The sequence below is a fragment of the Flavobacterium sp. 2 genome, assembly GCF_049949195.1.
Lineage (GTDB): Bacteria > Bacteroidota > Bacteroidia > Flavobacteriales > Flavobacteriaceae > Flavobacterium.
Map to the genome: position 1 here is coordinate 95,640 of NZ_CP188206.1, position 18,039 is coordinate 113,678.

17 protein-coding genes are annotated in these 18,039 nt (G+C 32.4%); 7 read left to right on the forward strand and 10 right to left on the reverse strand.

What is annotated here, in order from left to right; all coding sequences use genetic code 11:
• Positions 1-208: 208 nt before the first annotated feature.
• A complete protein-coding gene (gene mnmE, locus ACNFIH_RS00250; RefSeq protein ID WP_426484981.1) occupies positions 209-1,609 on the reverse strand; it encodes a tRNA uridine-5-carboxymethylaminomethyl(34) synthesis GTPase MnmE in 1,401 nt (466 codons plus the stop codon).
• A gap of 184 nt (positions 1,610-1,793) precedes the next feature.
• Here mnmE and ACNFIH_RS00255 point away from each other — a divergent pair, with 184 nt between their 5' ends.
• Positions 1,794-2,630, forward strand: a complete 837-nt coding sequence (locus ACNFIH_RS00255) for a universal stress protein (RefSeq protein WP_035652391.1) — start codon at positions 1,794-1,796, stop codon at positions 2,628-2,630.
• A 70-nt stretch (positions 2,631-2,700) separates the two neighbouring features.
• Positions 2,701-4,473, forward strand: coding sequence for a MutS-related protein (locus ACNFIH_RS00260; RefSeq protein ID WP_426484982.1), 1,773 nt, complete (start codon positions 2,701-2,703; stop codon positions 4,471-4,473).
• A gap of 79 nt (positions 4,474-4,552) precedes the next feature.
• Here the strand turns inward: ACNFIH_RS00260 and ACNFIH_RS00265 are convergent, their stop codons facing one another.
• From ACNFIH_RS00265 to ACNFIH_RS00305, 9 genes are all read right to left on the reverse strand, one after another.
• Positions 4,553-5,536, reverse strand: a complete 984-nt coding sequence (locus ACNFIH_RS00265; RefSeq protein ID WP_426484983.1) for a hypothetical protein — start codon at positions 5,534-5,536, stop codon at positions 4,553-4,555.
• A gap of 226 nt (positions 5,537-5,762) precedes the next feature.
• On the reverse strand, positions 5,763-7,106 hold the full coding sequence (locus ACNFIH_RS00270) for an amidohydrolase (protein ID WP_426484984.1): 1,344 nt from the start codon (positions 7,104-7,106) through the stop codon (positions 5,763-5,765).
• A 76-nt stretch (positions 7,107-7,182) separates the two neighbouring features.
• Positions 7,183-8,040, reverse strand: coding sequence for an AraC family transcriptional regulator (locus ACNFIH_RS00275; RefSeq protein WP_426484985.1), 858 nt, complete (start codon positions 8,038-8,040; stop codon positions 7,183-7,185).
• Positions 8,041-8,067: 27 nt separating this feature from the next.
• The gene (locus ACNFIH_RS00280) at positions 8,068-8,697 is read right to left on the reverse strand and encodes a DsbA family oxidoreductase (protein WP_035652405.1); all 630 of its coding nucleotides are present in this window, start codon (positions 8,695-8,697) and stop codon (positions 8,068-8,070) included.
• A gap of 371 nt (positions 8,698-9,068) precedes the next feature.
• Positions 9,069-10,187: a DNA polymerase III subunit beta gene (dnaN, locus tag ACNFIH_RS00285; protein WP_026730732.1), complete on the reverse strand. Its 1,119-nt coding sequence runs from the start codon at positions 10,185-10,187 to the stop codon at positions 9,069-9,071.
• A 106-nt stretch (positions 10,188-10,293) separates the two neighbouring features.
• Complete coding sequence (gldG, locus tag ACNFIH_RS00290) at positions 10,294-11,979, reverse strand: gliding motility-associated ABC transporter substrate-binding protein GldG (RefSeq protein ID WP_426484986.1); 1,686 nt, start codon at positions 11,977-11,979, stop codon at positions 10,294-10,296.
• Positions 11,979-12,704, reverse strand: a complete 726-nt coding sequence (gene gldF / locus ACNFIH_RS00295) for a gliding motility-associated ABC transporter permease subunit GldF (RefSeq protein WP_142452349.1) — start codon at positions 12,702-12,704, stop codon at positions 11,979-11,981. The genes gldG and gldF overlap by 1 nt, the downstream gene beginning before the upstream one ends.
• Positions 12,705-12,826: 122 nt before the next feature.
• Positions 12,827-13,123 (reverse strand): putative quinol monooxygenase, encoded by a 297-nt coding sequence (locus ACNFIH_RS00300; RefSeq protein WP_426484987.1) that lies wholly within the window; start codon positions 13,121-13,123, stop codon positions 12,827-12,829.
• Positions 13,124-13,320: 197 nt separating this feature from the next.
• On the reverse strand, positions 13,321-14,148 hold the full coding sequence (locus ACNFIH_RS00305; RefSeq protein ID WP_035652415.1) for an SAM hydrolase/SAM-dependent halogenase family protein: 828 nt from the start codon (positions 14,146-14,148) through the stop codon (positions 13,321-13,323).
• Positions 14,149-14,331: 183 nt separating this feature from the next.
• Between ACNFIH_RS00305 and ACNFIH_RS00310 the strand changes: the two genes are divergently transcribed.
• From ACNFIH_RS00310 to ACNFIH_RS00330, 5 genes are all read left to right on the forward strand, one after another.
• Positions 14,332-15,282: a PhoH family protein gene (locus ACNFIH_RS00310; RefSeq protein ID WP_035652417.1), complete on the forward strand. Its 951-nt coding sequence runs from the start codon at positions 14,332-14,334 to the stop codon at positions 15,280-15,282.
• Positions 15,283-15,418: 136 nt separating this feature from the next.
• On the forward strand, positions 15,419-15,910 hold the full coding sequence (locus ACNFIH_RS00315) for a hypothetical protein (protein ID WP_426484988.1): 492 nt from the start codon (positions 15,419-15,421) through the stop codon (positions 15,908-15,910).
• On the forward strand, positions 15,907-16,269 hold the full coding sequence (locus tag ACNFIH_RS00320) for a DUF1801 domain-containing protein (RefSeq protein ID WP_426484989.1): 363 nt from the start codon (positions 15,907-15,909) through the stop codon (positions 16,267-16,269). The genes ACNFIH_RS00315 and ACNFIH_RS00320 overlap by 4 nt, the downstream gene beginning before the upstream one ends.
• 125 nt (positions 16,270-16,394) lie before the next feature.
• Positions 16,395-17,222: a Cof-type HAD-IIB family hydrolase gene (locus tag ACNFIH_RS00325; RefSeq protein ID WP_426484990.1), complete on the forward strand. Its 828-nt coding sequence runs from the start codon at positions 16,395-16,397 to the stop codon at positions 17,220-17,222.
• Positions 17,223-17,333: 111 nt separating this feature from the next.
• Positions 17,334-17,921 carry a hypothetical protein gene (locus tag ACNFIH_RS00330; protein WP_426484991.1) on the forward strand — a complete coding sequence of 196 codons (588 nt, stop codon included), beginning with the start codon at positions 17,334-17,336 and terminating at the stop codon, positions 17,919-17,921.
• Positions 17,922-18,039: the final 118 nt, after the last annotated feature.

Genomic DNA, 18,039 nt, shown 5'->3' on the forward strand with positions numbered 1-18,039 from the left:
ACAGAAGTAAATCGATTTTTAACTCGGGTAGAACAAAAAGAGATAGATTTAGTAAGTTAGTTAAATGATTGCAATGACATAGAACTCCTCTCCCCAAAGAGTTCTAATGAAAAGCTGCGCAAATGTCTCTGACTTTGCGCAGTTTTTTGTTTCTTAGAAATTATAATCTTCTCAAAAGTCTCCCGACTTTTAATTGTTTTATGTTTTCTTATTTCCCGATGCAAAAGTTAGCGAAAATATTCCCTAAGAGCTCGTCATTGCTGACCTGACCTGTAATAAGCCCGAATTGATATAAAGCTTCACGAATATCCAGTGCCATTAAGTCACTTGAAAGATTTGTTTCAAGACCAAACTTCACTTTTTGTATTTCATCCAAAGCTTTAAGTAAAGAATCATAATGTCTTGTATTTGTAACAATAGTTTCGTTATTTCTTAAAGCACCAGTATTGACAAATGAAAGTAGTTCATTCTTCAATTCATCAACACCAATTTTCTCTTTGGCAGAAATCAATAAAAGTTTTGCATTCAGATTTTCAAGTTTAGAGGTAATATTTGAAACTTCATCTTCAGATAAAATGTCTTTTTTATTAACGACAATCAAAAGTGGTTTTAATGGATATTTATTTTTGATTTGTTCAATCTCCGAAACAAATTCAGAGCTTGAAGTTTTGAATTTCAATCCATCAAACAAATACATCACAACTTGTGCCTGATCTATTTTTTCGAAAGTTTTTTTGATTCCAATGCTTTCTACAACATCTTTCGTTTCGCGAATTCCAGCAGTATCAATAAATCGGAAACCAATACCACCAATAACCAATTCATCTTCAATTGTGTCACGAGTTGTCCCGGCAATGTCCGAAACGATGGCGCGTTCTTCATTCAACAAAGCATTCAACAAAGTTGATTTTCCAACATTTGGTTCGCCAACAATTGCTACCGGAATTCCGTTTTTTATTACGTTTCCAACAGCAAATGAATCAATTAAACGTTTTAAAACAAATTCAATTCGGTTTAATAATTCGTGAAATTGAGTTCTGTCGGCAAATTCAACATCTTCTTCCGCAAAATCTAATTCTAGTTCAATTAAAGAAGCAAAATTCAAAAGTTCTTCACGGAGTTTTGCAATTTCGTTACTAAATCCACCTCGCATTTGCTGCATAGCAATTTGATGTGAAGCTTCGTTGTCAGATGAAATCAAATCGGCAACCGCTTCTGCCTGAGATAAATCAAGTTTTCCGTTTAAAAAAGCACGTAATGTAAATTCACCAGCATCGGCCATTCTACATCCTTTTCGCAATAATAACTGGATAATCTGCTGTTGAATATAAGTTGATCCGTGGCAAGAAATCTCAATAGTATTTTCGCCCGTATAAGAATTTGGTCCTTTAAAAATCGAAACCAAGACTTCATCAAGCGTTTTTTCATTATCAACAATATGACCTAAGTGAAGGGTATGTGTTTTCTGTTCGGTTAAATCTTTATTTTTTATCGATTTAAAAACAGAATTTCCGATTGTGATTGCTTCAGCACCTGAAATACGAATGATAGCAATAGCTCCAGCTCCAGACGGAGTCGCTAATGCAACTATAGAATCTTGATTTATCATGATGCAAAGGTATAAAAAATGCTCCAAATTTTAAATGTTGCATTGCTTGTAGAATATACAATTTGAAACTACTGAAAATTTGATTTTTAAGAAATTATTAAGTGTTAAAATACTGATAATTATCAGGTTGTTTTGTTTTTAGAATGATTAAATTTGAGAAAACAATACACTAATTCTAAACAAAATGAAAAAGATATTATTTCCCACAGATTTTTCTGAAGCAGCAACAAATGCGTTTGTTCATGCATTAGAATTTGCAAAAATAGTCAACGCCGAGCTTGTTTTACTTCATACTTTTGAGATTCCGGTGTATGACAGTCAGTTTTTTCCTGAGAATTATGCCTCAATTTACAGTTCAATTGAATTGGCTAAATTTGAGATGTTTAAAGATGAAATTCCAAAACTCAGAGCAATTGCTTCAGAACGAAAATTAGATGATATTGTAATCAAACACCGCTTAATGGATGGTGATTTGATTTTCAATCTAAAAAATGCTGTCGAAGAAGACGATATTGATTTTGTTATAATGGGAACTACTGGAGCTTCTGACTGGACAAAATTCTTCACAGGATCTAATACAAATTCGGTAATATCTGAAGTTAACGTGCCGGTATTATGTGTTCCCATTGATGCCAGATATAAAAAAGTGAAGATTATTGGTTTTACGACGAGATATCGTGAAAAAGATAAAGCGGTACTTCGCCGAATATTAAAAATTGCAAAGAAAACAGATGCAAAAGTGAAAAGTTTATATGTAAAAACTTCAAATTCTGATGTTTCTGATATGACAATTAAAGAATGGGAACAAGAGTTTGCAAACGATAATGTTGAGTTTTTAGTTTTACCAAGTGATGAAGTCAAAGAAACTATTCTTGATTTTATTTTATACAAAGACATTGACATTCTGACGACTATAACTCATAAGAGATCTTTTTTTGAAAGCATTTTTGAATCAAGTTTTTCTAAAAAAATCACCAAAGAAGTTTCTGTACCAGTTTTGGTCATGCATGAAAAGGAATAAAAAGATAAATAATTTTAATAGCAGTTTTGTAAGTGTAAAATATATATTTGTACTTCAATAAAATTTTAAAATGGAAGTATATCATAATAAAGTCGCACACTTTTCTAACATTTATAATAAAATCAATAAAAGATACAACAGCATCAGTATTTTACGTCTGTTAACAGTTTTTCTTTGTTTGTTTATGTTGTTTTATTACATCAAAACCAATGATTTGCTGTATGTCGTAGTCGTTTTTCTATCTTTTGTTGGTTTTATTTTTTTAATGAAAATCCACACTAAATTATCTTTTCAAAAACAACTCACATCAGCACTTTTAAAAATCAACGAAAATGAGATTTCGTATTTAAAAAGAGAAAAAACACCTTTTGAAAACGGAATAGAATTCAATGATTTTCATCATCCATACGCATATGATCTGGATATTTTTGGCGATCATTCTTTATTTCAAAATCTAAATAGAACTGCGACATTTATCGGAAAAAAGACATTGGCAAATCAATTGCTGCATCTTCTTCCAAATGAGATTATTTTAGAAAATCAAAAAGCTGTTGATGAACTTAAAACTAAGATCGACTGGCGCCAGGATTTTTTAGCATTGGCAACTGTCAGTTCTGACAGTAAGTATTCATACGATTCTATAATTCATTGGAGTTCATTTAAAAACAATTCATTGTCTAAAGCTTTAGTTTTACTGTCTTTTGCAATGCCTGCTTTATTTTTTGGAGTATTACTTGCTTATTTTGTTACTTCAAAAACAAATTTATTATCATATTTGACGTATATTTTTATTGCTAATATGATTGTTTTAGGACAGTCAATAAAGCGAATCAAATCAGAAATTGCTCAGGCGGATAATGTTGATAAAATAATTAAGCAATACGGTTTATTGGTTGAAAAAATTGAATCGGAAAAATTTGAGTCTAAGAAATTAATCGAATTACAGCAAAAACTGATTTCTAAAAATATTCCGGCTAGTGCACATTTAAAGCAATTGTCTGAATTATTTTCAAGAATGGACACCATTAATAATTTTGTTACAGCAACTGTTTTTAATGGAACTTTTTTGTTCAATCTTCATGTTCTGAAAGCACTTTTAAAATGGAAAGAAGATTATTCGCATGAACTTGAAAATTGGATTGCTATTATTGGTGAATTTGAAGCTTTAAATAGTTTGGCAAATTTGGCTTATAATAATCCTGATTTTGTTTTTCCAGAAATTAACTCGGAATATAAAATTGAATTTAAAAACTTAAGTCATCCGTTATTAAATCCAAATAATAGAGTAGGGAATGATACTTATTTTTATCCAGAATCGTATGTGATTTTAACAGGATCTAATATGTCTGGAAAAAGTACTTTTTTGAGAAGTTTGGGTGTCAATATGGTTTTAGGCGGAATTGGTTCAGTTGTTTGTGCTTCAGAAGCTAATATTCATCCACTTCCAGTTTTAGTTTCAATGCGATTATCAGATTCTTTGGCAGATAGCGAATCGTACTTTTTTGCAGAAATTAAGCGTTTAAAACAAATTATGGATGCGCTGGAAGAACGCCCGGCATTTGTTTTATTGGATGAAATTTTAAGAGGAACAAATTCTGATGACAAACGAAACGGAACGATTGAAGTGGTTAAAAAAATAATCGCGAAAAATGCAATAGGTGCAATTGCAACGCATGATATTGAAGTTTGTTTGACGACTAACGAATTTCCAAATATATTAAAAAACCAATGTTTTGAAGTTGAAATCCAAAACAATGAATTGCATTTTGATTACAAATTGAGAAACGGAATTTGCAAAAATAAAAGCGCGACTTTCCTAATGCAGAAAATGGGAGTTATTTAAGTCTCAGCAATTTTTGTATTTTGAAGTTTAATTATAATAAAAATGGCTAAAGAATGATTTCTTTAGCCATTTTCTGGTTTTATAAATGAGATTTTATATAGTCAATAATCTCTTGTATTATTTTGTCTATTTCGCTTTCTTCGGCATTAAATAATGTGCCGTCAAAATATCTGGCGTGAGTTCCTTCGCCAGTTGGAGATCCGTGATGCGCGTCGATTGATTTTCGCCAGTATTCGGCATGATTTTTCCATTCTTCGGTATTTACCAAAGCAGGTTCAACAAACCAAAGATTCCAAGATAATACATTTCCAGGCTGAAGCATATTCCCAGAAGCCAGGTTAAAGGCTTTCATAATTAATTCGTTGAAGCCATCGACAATTGAATCTTTAGTTTTTTTAATATCACCAATTTCTACCGCTATATATCCTGTTGTATAAGATTCAGCTTCGTGAAGTGCAAATGCCGGATTTTTGAATTCAGGTGAAATTCCTTTATTTACCGGAAAAATAGGTTGTTTAGGATTTCCGGGATCATAAGTGACTACACGAATGGCATTTTCCTTATCTAATGGGAATTTTGGAAGACTGTATCGTAGTAAAGGCCAAATTTCTTTTATTTTGTCACCCTGATGTTCACTTGGTGTAAACCAGATTTTGCCTTCAACAGTCATATCTAAGGCCAGTTCTTTGGTGTTTTCATCAACCCAGCCTCTTTGTCCAGTAACAGTTACTTCGACATTAAGGCAAATTTCATCTTTAAGCCAAATTCCTTGTTGCGGACAAATAACAGAATAAACTCTTCCTTCATCAGTATATCCCACTCGGGAAATGTATGGTGCAAACTGCTGATAACATCTTTTGGTATCTGGAAAGCCTTTTAAAGTTTCCCAGCTAAACTCTGGCCATTTTACCCCAAGCTGACGCTGAAGAAAATTAATATTGTCCATATTACCCAACATTGGCAAAGAGGATAAATCGCGGGTAGGGTATCTCATAGGAGAATTTGCAGGAGGTAACCCGCCAACCCATCCGTTTGGGATGCATGAATCTTGATTTTTTTCCATTGTTTTGTGGTTGTTTATATTTGATCTGGTAAAGCTAATATAATGTATAATCTTACAATAGAGTAGAACTGCCTGTTTTTAAATAATTGTAAATCAATTAAATAAGAAAAATGTTGTTCATTGCTGTTTAAAACTTTTTTGCAAAAAAAAATCCCGATTCTTAATGAATCGGGATTCTAAATAATTAACTATATGTAGGTTTGTTTAATAATTTGAAATAAACAAGTTAATAAACAATATTTCCGTTGTGAATAAGCATTTTTGGAGGTGATATTCTCGAAACAGCTTCCGCTGAACAACTGGCTTTTAAGAATACCAAATCTGCTTTGTCGCCTGCTTTTGGCCATTGCTGAGTTCCTTTGTCATCTAAAGGAATTGGTCCAGAAGTTGCTAGTTTCAGCATTCGCGATAAGTTAAATTCTGTCACTTGCCCATATAATTGTGCGGCAAGATTGGCTTTTTGTAAAACACTTCCTGTTCCAAATGTATTCCAATGATCAATTATGCTGTCGTTTCCGGTCATTACATTTACACCAGCTTTCATTAAAGTTGGAATTGGCATTACCAAACTTCCGAATGGAATTGTAGAAACAATACCAATTTGAGCAGCACTTAATTTTTCTGCCATTTCTTCCTGTTTGGCTTTTTCCAATTTTCCGAGAGCAAAGCAATGGCTTAAAAAAGTCTTTCCTTTTAAGTTTGTATTTTCGTTGACTTTCGCAATTAGATATTCTATTGTTTTTAATCCAGATTCTCCAGATTCATGTAAATGAATATCAATTCCTTTATTATTGTCTAATGCCAATTGTACTGTAAAATCAATTGTTTTTTCAATGGCTCCGTCAATCGAAAAAGGATCAAGTCCGCCAATGAAATCTATATCCATTTTCGCAGCTTCTTTCAAATAAGGAACGGAATCAGTATAAAAGACGCCATGTTGTGGAAAAGCAACTAATTCAGCGCCAAAAGTATTCTTTTTGTTTTCTAAAGCTTTTTGTAGATTTTTTAAAGATTGCAATTTTGAAGTTGGCTCAATATTTACGTGGCTTCGTGCAAATGAAGTTCCGTGCGATTGGAGTAACTCAATTAATTTCTCCGCTTTTTGAGTGGAGTTTTTTAGCATTTCAGGCAAAATTTGCTGTTCTAGCGCAATCATTCCTTTTACACCGCCAGTTCTCTTTTTTACGGCATGCCAGTCATCATAAAAAGTTTTGTCCAAATGAATGTGCATATCACGGAAGGCAGGAAGCATCAAAAAGCCTTTTGCATCAATAGCTTGTGCATTTGGTTTATTTGCTGAAATTGTTTTGATTTTTCCGTCGCTGATTTCAACGCAGAATAAGTCCGTTTTAGTACGAACGACTTCGTCTTCTTCGTATTCGAAACCAGTTTCTAACCTAACATTTTTTAAAGTAAAATTTTTGCCTGAAGCAATATTTATATTTGAATCTGTTTCAGAAATTGTAGAAGCTGCTGCAGAATTTATAAAACCTGAACCAACTGCAAGTCCGGCAACGCCTAAAACTGAATTTCTTAAAAAATCTTTACGAGTAATATCAGAGTTTTTCATACGAAGTAATTTGTATACAAAAGTAAACTTCATATAAATATCAAGAATAGAAAATTTATCTCAAGGCTTGAAAGATTTATAACTGCTCGCGGAAAAGAGTGGGTGTGATTCCGGTTTGAGTTTTAAAGAAATTTGAAAAGTAGGCGTGATCTACAAAACCTAATTCAAAGGCAATTTCTTTAATTGAAAGAGTTGTCGCTTTCAAATGTCGCTTAGATTCCAGAACAATTCGCTGCTGAATTAATTGTGTTGCTGAAATTTTTAAATGTTTCTTGCAGAGAATATTTAGATAGTTGGCTGAAATATGAAGTTTTGCAGCGTAAAAGGAAACTAATTTCTCTTCCTTGAAATGATTATCAATTAATTCCTCAAACTTTGCAATTCGAAGTTCTGTTTGATAAATATCATGACTCTGAAATACTTTTGCGGCTTCTTTGCTTATGATAGATGCAATAACGCCGGTACGTGAACTAATCAATTCCTGAAGGCAATTTTCATTTTCAAGTTCATTCTTTATTGCATCAAATTCGTAATGCAAAAGATTATAAGATTCCTGACTAAGTTCAATCACAGGATGATTGTGATATTGGGCAAATGAAAATCTAAAACTGCTAGAAAAGCTTTCAAAGAAATCTCTGCCAATCATTAGTTGGTAACCTGTAGTTTCAGGTTCGATATTCCATTTGTGCACTTGTCCAGGAAAAAGCAAATGAATTTGATGGTTGCCGATTTTATAATCTATAAAGTCAATATTGTGAACGCCTTTTGCCTGATCAAAAAGTACAATAATAAAAAAATCGTGCTGATGTGGTTTATGAATATGGCGTTCGCCATGCAATTCATTAAACAAGAGCTGATCGTTATATCTGCTTTGGTCTTTTTTGAATTCCTGAAGTCCAATAAGTGGAATATTTTGGTCTTTTTTGATTGGCATTGACAAGAAACAAAACAGTTATAAAGATTACTTCAAAACTTCATTAATCGTGTTTACAAAAGCTTCAACAGGCTGAGCGCCAGAAATAGCATATTTTCTATCAAAAACAAAAAACGGAACGCCTTGTACGCCAATTTCTTGTGCTTCTTTGATATCATGATGAACATCTTGTAGATATAAATCTTCGTTTTGTAAAACTTCCAGAATTTCCTCTTTTTTTAAACCAGCTTTTTCTCCAAGTTCCAATAAAGTTGGACCATCATTTAAGTCGCGGCCTTCGGTGAAATAAGCGCTGAAAAAGATTTCTTCCATTTCATCGCCAAGATTTTTGGTTTTAGCCAAATGTATAATACGATGCGCTTCAAGGGAATTTGAAATGATGGCTTTTTCAAAATGATAGTCTAAACCAACGCTTTTTGCGCGTTCTGTGACGCTTTTATGCATTTCGATAGATTGTTCAACTGACATGCCTTTTCGTTCGGCTAAAAACGTAAAAACATCTTTTCCGGATTGTGGTGTAATAGTTGGATCGAGCTGAAAGCTTTTCCATTCAATTTCAAACTCATTTTCTGGAAATTTTGCCAAAGCTGATTCCAATTGTCTTTTCCCGATATAACAAAACGGACACATGATGTCCGACCAAATTTCTATTTTCATGTTACAAAGTTACAGAAAAATTTGTTTCAGGTTTGAAGTTTCAGGTTTCAAGTTGAATGGCTTGTGTGTAGTTTAACCGCAAAGTACGCAAAGTTTTCTTTCTTCAATATTGTGTTCACAAACGCAAAGTTCGCAAAGCTTTATCTAAAACTTTGTGAACTTTGCGTAAACCTTAGCGTGCTTTGCGGTTAAACTTGAAACCTGGAACCTGAAACAAAATCTACTCCAAATAAAAAACCGCAAATCTTAAAAAAAGAATTGCGGTTTCTAGGTATAAAAAATGGTTGGTTAATAGCGATATTTTTTTTTACAATGATATGTCTTTAATTCGAAACTAAAAAAAATCCCTGTAACAAAAAGAAGTTTTGATGTTAACTATTTAACATTACAGGCATTACCAGCATTGTTACTGTTTCGCCTTCTTCAAGACCATCAACAGGAGTAAGGATTCCAGCTCTGTTTGGTAATGACATTTCTAACATAATCATGTCAGATTGTAAGTTAGTAAGCATCTCTGTTAAAAATCTTGAATTGAAACCAATTTGAAGATCATCTCCTTGATAATCACAAGTCAATCTTTCTTCAGCTTTGTTTGAGTAATCAATATCTTCGGCAGAAACATTTAATTCCGCTCCAGCGATTTTTAAACGAATTTGGTGTGTTGTTTTGTTTGAGAAAATTGCCACACGACGAACAGAACTTAAAAATAAAGAACGGTCAATCATTAATTTGTTTGGATTTTCTTTTGGAATTACCGCTTCGTAATTTGGGTATTTTCCATCGATCAAACGACACATTAGGATATAGTTATCAAATGAGAAAGTCGCATTTGAATCGTTGTATTCAATTTTTACTTCAGCATCAGAACTTCCTAAAATACTTTTTAAGATATTTAAAGGTTTCTTTGGCATAATAAAATCAGCAACCTGAGATGCTTTTACATCTGTACGTGCATATTTTACTAATTTGTGAGCATCTGTAGCAACAAAAGTTAATCCTTCCGGAGAAAATTGGAAGAATACTCCAGACATTACCGGACGTAAATCATCATTTCCGGCAGCAAAAATAGTTTTGCTTACAGCAGTAGCCAAAACATCAGCAGGAACTAATGTTACAGATGGATCTTCCAAACTAACAGATTTTGGGAATTCTTCTCCAGCAGCATAAGCTAATGCATATTTTCCTGAATTAGAACTGATTTCAACTGTATTGTTGTCTTCAACTGTAAAAGTTAAAGGCTGTTCTGGAAACGTTTTTAAAATTTCAAGTAAAAGTTTAGCTGGTACAGCAACGCTTCCTTTACTTTTAGAATCGATTGATAATGTAGCCGACATAGTAGTTTCAAGATCTGAAGCCGAAACTGTCAACGCATCATTGTCTAGTTCAAATAAAAAGTTGTCTAAAATAGGCAACGTGTTGTTACTATTGATTACACTACCTAAAACTTGTAATTGTTTTAATAAGTACGAACTCGATACTATAAATTTCATCTGTTATATTTTATTTTTTGATGTATTCTTTAGGATTTGGGGTCTAAAGATAAGGATTACAAATATATCGTAAACTATCTAAAGTATGACATTTTTTTATTAACATCTATTTACTGTACTTTCTTTTTCTGATGAAGGTAAAAGCCAGTCCGAAAACCAATAAAATTAGAATTGGAAGTCCGATAGTTATGAATTGAGTTACAGTGTAATTTTCATAAACTTTATCTTTATCCAATAATGGCAGTTCTACATCTTTGCTTCTAATGTTAATAAGTCCGGTATCGTCAAGCAAATAATTGATGCAATTCATCATGAAATCTTTGTTGTCGTATAGATTTCCGGTACGTTGATCATAGCCTAATTCTACTGGCATCATGTTTTTGTCCAATTGATTTCTTGTCAAATCTCCGTCGGCAATCACAATCATTTTATTTGGTTTTCCTTGCGCCTGAAATGAACTTTCTTTGAAAGGCAAAACACGGTTTTGAAATGCAGAATGGAAAGAACCTTCTAATAAAACAGCAAGCGGAAGATTTCCTTTGTTCAAATAATCTTGCGGAGAAGTTTTTTCTGTAACAATATTCAAATTGATCTCTGTTGGACTTCCAATTTTTTTAGAATATTGAGAAGATTGTAGTAAAACCGTTTTTTTGATTCCGTTTTTTAAAGTGTCAATTTGATTAGCAAAATCAAATTTGATTCCGCCTAAATTTTTTACAATCGGATGTTGGCTTGTTGGGATAACAATTGGAGCAAATTTCCAGATAAAATTCTGATACTGTGTTGCACTTCCTTGTTCTCCAGTTGCCAATTTTAATGGACTTCCTTGTTCATCTTTTACTAAATCAGGATTAATTCTAAATCCATATTTAAAGAACATGTCATTCAAATTCAAATCTCTTGGGTAAGCCAAAGTCGCACCAGATTGATTATATAAACTGTCCATATCAGCAGCAACTTGGTCGATTAACCAAATTGTTTTTCCGCCATTCATAACAAACTGATCCAAAACCTCTTTTTCTTCATCAGAAAAAGTTTGTGTCGGTTTGGCGATAATAGCCAAGTCATATTTTTTAAGAGCATTTAAAGTTCCATTTGGATCTTTTGCAACAGAATCCAATGTGAAAGGACCAATGTAATAGCTTTCTTTGATTTGACGTAGCAAGTTAGCAACATGAACTTCATTTAATTCTCCGTTTCCTTTTATGTAAGCAACTTTCTTTTGCTTGGCTTTTGTAATTTTATTGATTGCGTCAGCAATTGAATATTCTAAATGCTGAATCGATCCTTTTACTTTTTGCTCCGTATTAGCTCCCATAATGTTTTTCAACAATGGGATATTAACTTCTTTATTGTCGTAAACGGCAATTGCCCAAGGAAAAACCATAGCCTGAGATTGTTTTCCTTTATCGTCAACTGTAATGTTTACTGGTGTAAGGCCTTTTTGGTAAAGTGATTTTACTATTTCCATGCTTTCGTCTTCGTTTTCCATAGGGTTTACGAATTCGAAAACAATATTGCTGTTGTAAGCCTGAAATTCTTCTAGTAATTGTTTGGTTTCCTGCTGTAAACGTCTAAAGTCTGCAGGAAGTTCGCCTTGCATGTAAATTTTGATTGAAAGCGGGTTTTTAATCTGTTTTACAATATTTAAAGAAGTTTCAGACAAAGTATATCGTTTGTCTTTGGTTAAATCAAAACGATGGAAGAATAAAGTTCCGAGAACATTTAAAACAATTAAAATAAAAATTGTAATGCCTAATGTCTTTAAATTTAATTTATTAGATACTTTCATTACGCTTTAAAAGATTTTAATTGATAAACGGTAAAAGATAAAAATAATACGCTGATACTTAAAAAGTAAATTACATCACGAGTATCAATAACACCTCGACTCATACTTTTAAAATGATCCTGCATTCCAAAAGCCGAAATTAGCGTCGATTCTCCCGGAATTAAAGATGCAATACCTTCAAAACCAAAATAAAAGATAAAGCAAAGGAAAACTGCGATAATAAAAGCAACAATCTGATTTTCGGATAGAGTAGAAGTGAAAATTCCGATTGCAGAATAAGAAGCAATCAAAAATAGTAATCCGAAATAAGAACCAATTGTGCTTCCCATATCAATATTTCCTTCCGGATTTCCTAAATTAGAAATTACGAACACATAAATGAATGTTGGGATAATTGCTAAAATAATCAACAATAATGACCCGAAAAATTTTCCGTTTACAATTTCCCAAACAGATAGTGGTTTTGTTAAAAGCAATTCTAGCGTTCCTTGTTTTCTTTCGTCAGAGAAACTTCTCATAGTTACAGCCGGAATCAGGAAAATTAAAATCCAAGGTGCTAAAGTGAAAAATGGAGTCAAATCGGCATAACCAGAATTCAGTATATTGTAATCTCCTTCAAATACCCATAAAAATAGTCCGTTGCTGATTAAGAAAATCGCAATGACCAAATAGCCAATAGGAGAACCAAAAAAGGATTTTATTTCTCGTAAAATGATTGATTTCATGTATAACGTTTATTCGTTTATTTGTTTAATCGTGTAATTGTTTTTTTTGTTTCAAGTTTTACATTGCGAACTTTGCGTAAATCTTTGCGGCCTTTGCGGTTAAGTTAAAATGTAATTTAAAACTAATTCAAACTAACCAATTTATCCACACTCCAAGCTTCCGGCTTAGCATTGAATAGTTTCTTCGTAAAATCCCAAACAGTATTAAATAGTTCAGATTGTCTGTAATTTTCTAAATCTTGTTCGGTTTCCCAATAACTATAGGTAAAGAAAATACATTTATCATTTTTATCCTGATACAATTCTAAAAAACGATTTCCGTCTGCATTTCGTATTTTTTCTTTCACTGATTCAAAATTCTCCAAAAAATCAGGAATTTTTTCTTCGTGAAAACTCATTTTTACTATTCTTACGAACATATATACAATTTTAGATTTCTGATATTAGATTTTAGATTTGTTGAATATCTTAAGTCTTTTCAGGTGCGCAAAAATACCAAAATTGATTGTTCTTTTTATGAAATTTTAAAATATTATAAAGTCATGATTTCTCTTTGGTCGAAATGACAAAAAAATCAGTGTAAATCCGCTTAATCAGTTAAATCTGTGGGCTATTTCTATAAAAATTTAACCGTAATCACATCACGATAATTCAATCCCAACAAACTATTAGCAGAACCTACTTTAGAGGGATTGCTTCTAAAAATTGCAATTTCAAGGAAACCAGCTTCATTAAAAATAGCTAGTTTTTCTCCCTCATAAGTTTTGATTGGATATTTATCAGAAGTCGCAATAGCTGAATAATTAGGAAGAATGGTTTTGATGCTTTTTGGTTTCATCACAATTTCATACGGACGTCCGCGGGAAATTTCCAGAAACTGTTTTTTTGAAATATTTGTCACTACGTTCCCGAAATGATCAATATATATAACGTATCCTTTTAGGGAATTTCCATCGGCAGCAACAACGGCCTGAAGTTCTGTCACTTCTTTTACGGCTGGAATTTCTTTGCCAATAACATTCAGCAAACCGCCTTTTGCAATATGGCAGGCAACTTGTATGAAAATATCCAAATCGCTGAATTCGCTAGGAAAACGATCATGAATATTAATTTCGACAATTTTCTGCGGAACGATTTTCTGCGTAAGCATACTTAAAATTCCGTTATCGGCACAAATAAAGAAGTGATCGTTCCATTGCATAGCAATATGCTGATTCTCTTTATTGCGTTCAATGTCGACTCCAATTAAGTGAACAGTTCCTTTCGGGAAACTCAAATAGGATGCTCCTACAACGTAACTTGCTTCGGCTGTGTTGAATGGATCAATGTCATGTGAAATATCAATAATTTTTGCATCTGGAAGTTCAGAAATAATTTTACCCTTCAGCGAACCAACAAAGTGGTCTTTTAAGCCGTAATCAGTAGTAAGGGTAATTATTGACATCATTTTGTTTATAACTATTGATAGTATTTAAATCTAATTTTCATTAAATTTGAGAAATGCAAATCTAGTAATAGTAAATACAAATTGAAAGAAAGAAAAGACAATTTGCGTTTAAAGATATGAACATACCCGACAGCCATAGATTTACAAAACAAATTTATTTTTAATTTAAATTTATCTCATTTGAACGAAAGAATTATAGAGCTTATAGACATCGCTCCAAAAGACTTTTGGGGCGCGCAGGATTCTCATCTTGAAATAATCAAAAAGTACTACCCAAAGCTTAAAATAGTAGCACGAGGGACGACTTTGAAAGCCTTTGGCGAAAAAGAAGTTTTAGATGAATTCGAAAAGAGATTTCAGAGGCTGATGCTTCATTTTACCAGATACAACAACATTGATGATAATGTAATTGAACGTGTAATTATGAGCGATGGTCAGGAAGAAAAAAAAGCTTATGATCACGATAAAATACTAGTTCACGGAGTTGGCGGTAAAATTATCAAAGCCATGACGCCAAACCAGCAGTTACTGGTAGATACCATCAAAAAAAATGACATGGTATTTGCAATTGGCCCTGCTGGAACAGGAAAAACCTATACAGGCGTTGCAATGGCTGTTAAAGCGCTAAAAGACAAAGAAGTAAAAAGGATCATATTAACGCGTCCGGCGGTAGAAGCAGGGGAAAACCTTGGGTTTTTACCCGGAGATATGAAAGAAAAACTGGATCCTTATATGCAACCTCTTTATGACGCTTTGCGCGATATGCTTCCAAATGAAAAACTCGAAGATTACATCTTGAAAGGAATTATTCAGATTGCGCCTCTGGCATTTATGCGCGGACGCACACTTGATAATGCTTTTGTAATTCTAGATGAAGCGCAGAATACAACCCACTCACAAATGAAAATGTTTTTGACCCGTATGGGAAAAAATGCCAAGTTTATGATTACGGGTGATCCTGGTCAGGTCGATTTGCCACGAAGAACTATTTCTGGTCTTAAAGAAGCAATTTTGGTTCTGAAAGACATTGAAGGAATCGGAATTATTTATCTGGATGATAAAGATATCGTTCGCCATAGATTAGTGAAAAAGGTAATCGACGCTTACAAGCAAATAGAAAATCACGACTAAAGTTTAATTTTAGTGAAATGTTAAATGTAAATCGTAAAATGTGTTTTAACATTTATTAATATTCGTTTTGTGCTTATTTCTTTTTTGAAAGGTGCAAAACGAATATTTTTTTTTATCAATAATTAAGGACATTTAAATGAAAATTAGGGTATCGATTTTATTATTATTTGCGGTTTTGATTTCATGTCAAAAAAAAGAAATTCCAGAAAACAAATTTGTTGGAATTTGGTATGATACGGAGTATATAATTCCAGGAAAATCAAGTATTAAAATAAATGCTGACAGTACTTTTAATTATAGGGGTGCGGGTTGTGATTGGACAGTGTTTTCGAATGGTAAATGGAAGATGATAGGAGATTCTATCGAATTAAGCAGTATAAAAATAGATACATGTTATGTAATTTCTCCTTTTGTGGATTGTACTTTCTTTGACAGGAAAGGTAAAGCGCCATTACCCTTATTAACAATGCCAAATTGTGAACCAGATCAAGGGAAAAGTTTTTGTCTTTTTACAAAAGAAATTTTTTATATCAAAAATGACTCATTGTTTTATAAAATAAAGCCTGAATCAAAATGCTCTGACACTTTGAAAATTATGTTTGCTAAAACTAAAAAAATCAGAAAATGAAGCAATTAGATGATTTCTACCAAAATCAAGAAGAACCCATAAAAGGAACATTTCTTGCTTTACGTGATATTATCTTAAAACAAGACAAAGACATTACGCACGTTCTAAAATACGGAATGCCATTTTTCTGCTATAAAGGAAAAATGTTTTGCTATTTATGGATTCATAAAAAGTTCAAAAAACCTTATTTAAGTATTGTAGAGGGAAAGTATTTTGATGAACCATTCTTGCTTCAGGAAGATCGTTCTCGAATGAAAATAATGTTGTTTGATGCAGATCAAGATTTGCCTTTGGAACAAATTGAAACGGTTTTAGTAAAAGCATTAAATTTATATAAATCAGGAATTGTAAAGATTTGAATTTATTTAACGAAATAGTTAAATAAATAATAAACTTGCCGTATTTAAGCTTGCAAAAGCCTTTTAACTTTGGTCTTCTTGTCTTAAAACCTTAAATTTGCACATCAAAATATTTGATAATTAATATGACAAAACTTAAAAATATAAAAGTTGTAGTAAGTGATCTTGACGGAACTTTACTCAATCCTCAGCATAGAATTTCAGAATATACAAAATCCATTTTTCAAGAATTGCATAACCAAGGTTATCTTATTGTTGTAGCCACAGGCCGTCATCATTTGGATGCAATGGGAATTATTGACACGCTTGAAGTTCCGGTTTATTTAGTGAGCTCAAACGGCGCAAGAATTCATTCGCCAGAAAAAGAACAACTCTTTTCTTTTGATTTAGACAGCGATGTGGTAAAAGCAGCTTTAAATGTTGAAATCGATCCGGAAATTACAGTTGTCTTGTTCAAAGAAAATGTTTGGCAGACCAATAAATGGAACGAAAAACTTAATTCATTTCAGGCAGATTTAAAATACCGCCCAGAATTAGTTGATTATAAAACAATAGAAGATTTTGGCGCTATTAAAATTTTCTTTTCATGTGACAATCATGAAAAATTAGTAAAATTAAAAGATGCTATTCTGGCCAATTCATCAGAACATTTACATCACGCCTTTAGTTTGCCTACTTGTTTGGAATTTATGGACAAGTCTGTAGATAAAGCAGTTGCTATTGAACAAGTTCTTGAAAAGGAAGGTTTTACTTTAGCAGAAGCGATGACTTTTGGAGACGGATTTAATGATGTTCAAATGCTTGCATCAGCAGGAAAAGGATTGATTATGGGAAATGCTCCAGCTTTGTTGAAAGAAACTTTGCCAAATTTAGAAGTTATTAAAACAAATGCCGAAGATGGTGTTGCAAGATATATAGCATCAAAAATTCTAGATAAAGAGTTTGTGAGTTAATAAGGAATGTTTTGAATTTGGCTTTTGCCGAATAATAAATTATAGTTATTTTTATAAGAGCTAATTCGTTAATAATCAGCTCTTTTTTTTATAACCTTAATTTATTTAGTGATGAAAGAATTTTTAGGTCAAGTTGAGAGAAATTGCATTTCGGGAGCATTGTTATTATTACCGCTTCTTGTTTTTTTTGTATTGCTGGAAAAAGTTTGGAAATTTTTTCAGAATTACGGCGAAAAGTTCGCACATTTTCTTCGTTTAGATCTTGTGCTTGGAAAATATGCTACAGATGTCGCTGGCGGTGTTATTTTGGTACTTTTGATATATTTCAGCGGTTACTTAATGCGTTTGTCACTGCTTCGAAGATTCACAAAATGGGTCGATGATAAGTTGATGATATTTTTGCCAGGTTATGAAAAAAACAAAAAAGAAGCGGAAGAAAAATTAAAAGGAAGAAAGAAAAAACCAAGCTCTGATTTACCTATTTTATTGAAAAATGGAAATTATTGGCAGCCTGCACATTTGATAGAAGAAGATCAAAACGGAAATGCAGTTGTTTTTGTTCCGAATGCACCGGCAAAAGATCAAGGGCAAATTCTAATTGTAAAAGCAACCGATTTTAAAAAGCTATCTGAAACTACACTTGGAAATTTAGATAATTCAATTAAATCTTTTGGAAAAGGAATTTTGAGTTTTAAATAACACTTTTATTAGATTTTATATAAAATCCTCAATAGAAACAATTGAGGATTTATTTTTTATAAGATATTGATAACTAATGCAATATGTTTGATTGGATAAAAACAATTTTTTTAATAGT

What these genes read in the sequence shown, in the direction of transcription:
- ACNFIH_RS00315 (WP_426484988.1), top strand. Translation starts at nt 15,419, where the DNA reads ATGAAAATTAGGGTATCGATTTTATTATTATTTGCGGTTTTGATTTCA.
- ACNFIH_RS00320 (WP_426484989.1), top strand. Translation starts at nt 15,907, where the DNA reads ATGAAGCAATTAGATGATTTCTACCAAAATCAAGAAGAACCCATAAAA.
- ACNFIH_RS00270 (WP_426484984.1), bottom strand. Translation starts at nt 7,106, where the DNA reads ATGAAAAACTCTGATATTACTCGTAAAGATTTTTTAAGAAATTCAGTT.
- ACNFIH_RS00275 (WP_426484985.1), bottom strand. Translation starts at nt 8,040, where the DNA reads ATGCCAATCAAAAAAGACCAAAATATTCCACTTATTGGACTTCAGGAA.
- ACNFIH_RS00325 (WP_426484990.1), top strand. Translation starts at nt 16,395, where the DNA reads ATGACAAAACTTAAAAATATAAAAGTTGTAGTAAGTGATCTTGACGGA.
- mnmE (WP_426484981.1), bottom strand. Translation starts at nt 1,609, where the DNA reads ATGATAAATCAAGATTCTATAGTTGCATTAGCGACTCCGTCTGGAGCT.
- ACNFIH_RS00305 (WP_035652415.1), bottom strand. Translation starts at nt 14,148, where the DNA reads ATGTCAATAATTACCCTTACTACTGATTACGGCTTAAAAGACCACTTT.
- dnaN (WP_026730732.1), bottom strand. Translation starts at nt 10,187, where the DNA reads ATGAAATTTATAGTATCGAGTTCGTACTTATTAAAACAATTACAAGTT.
- ACNFIH_RS00260 (WP_426484982.1), top strand. Translation starts at nt 2,701, where the DNA reads ATGGAAGTATATCATAATAAAGTCGCACACTTTTCTAACATTTATAAT.
- ACNFIH_RS00255 (WP_035652391.1), top strand. Translation starts at nt 1,794, where the DNA reads ATGAAAAAGATATTATTTCCCACAGATTTTTCTGAAGCAGCAACAAAT.
- ACNFIH_RS00330 (WP_426484991.1), top strand. Translation starts at nt 17,334, where the DNA reads ATGAAAGAATTTTTAGGTCAAGTTGAGAGAAATTGCATTTCGGGAGCA.
- ACNFIH_RS00265 (WP_426484983.1), bottom strand. Translation starts at nt 5,536, where the DNA reads ATGGAAAAAAATCAAGATTCATGCATCCCAAACGGATGGGTTGGCGGG.
- ACNFIH_RS00300 (WP_426484987.1), bottom strand. Translation starts at nt 13,123, where the DNA reads ATGTTCGTAAGAATAGTAAAAATGAGTTTTCACGAAGAAAAAATTCCT.
- gldF (WP_142452349.1), bottom strand. Translation starts at nt 12,704, where the DNA reads ATGAAATCAATCATTTTACGAGAAATAAAATCCTTTTTTGGTTCTCCT.
- gldG (WP_426484986.1), bottom strand. Translation starts at nt 11,979, where the DNA reads ATGAAAGTATCTAATAAATTAAATTTAAAGACATTAGGCATTACAATT.
- ACNFIH_RS00280 (WP_035652405.1), bottom strand. Translation starts at nt 8,697, where the DNA reads ATGAAAATAGAAATTTGGTCGGACATCATGTGTCCGTTTTGTTATATC.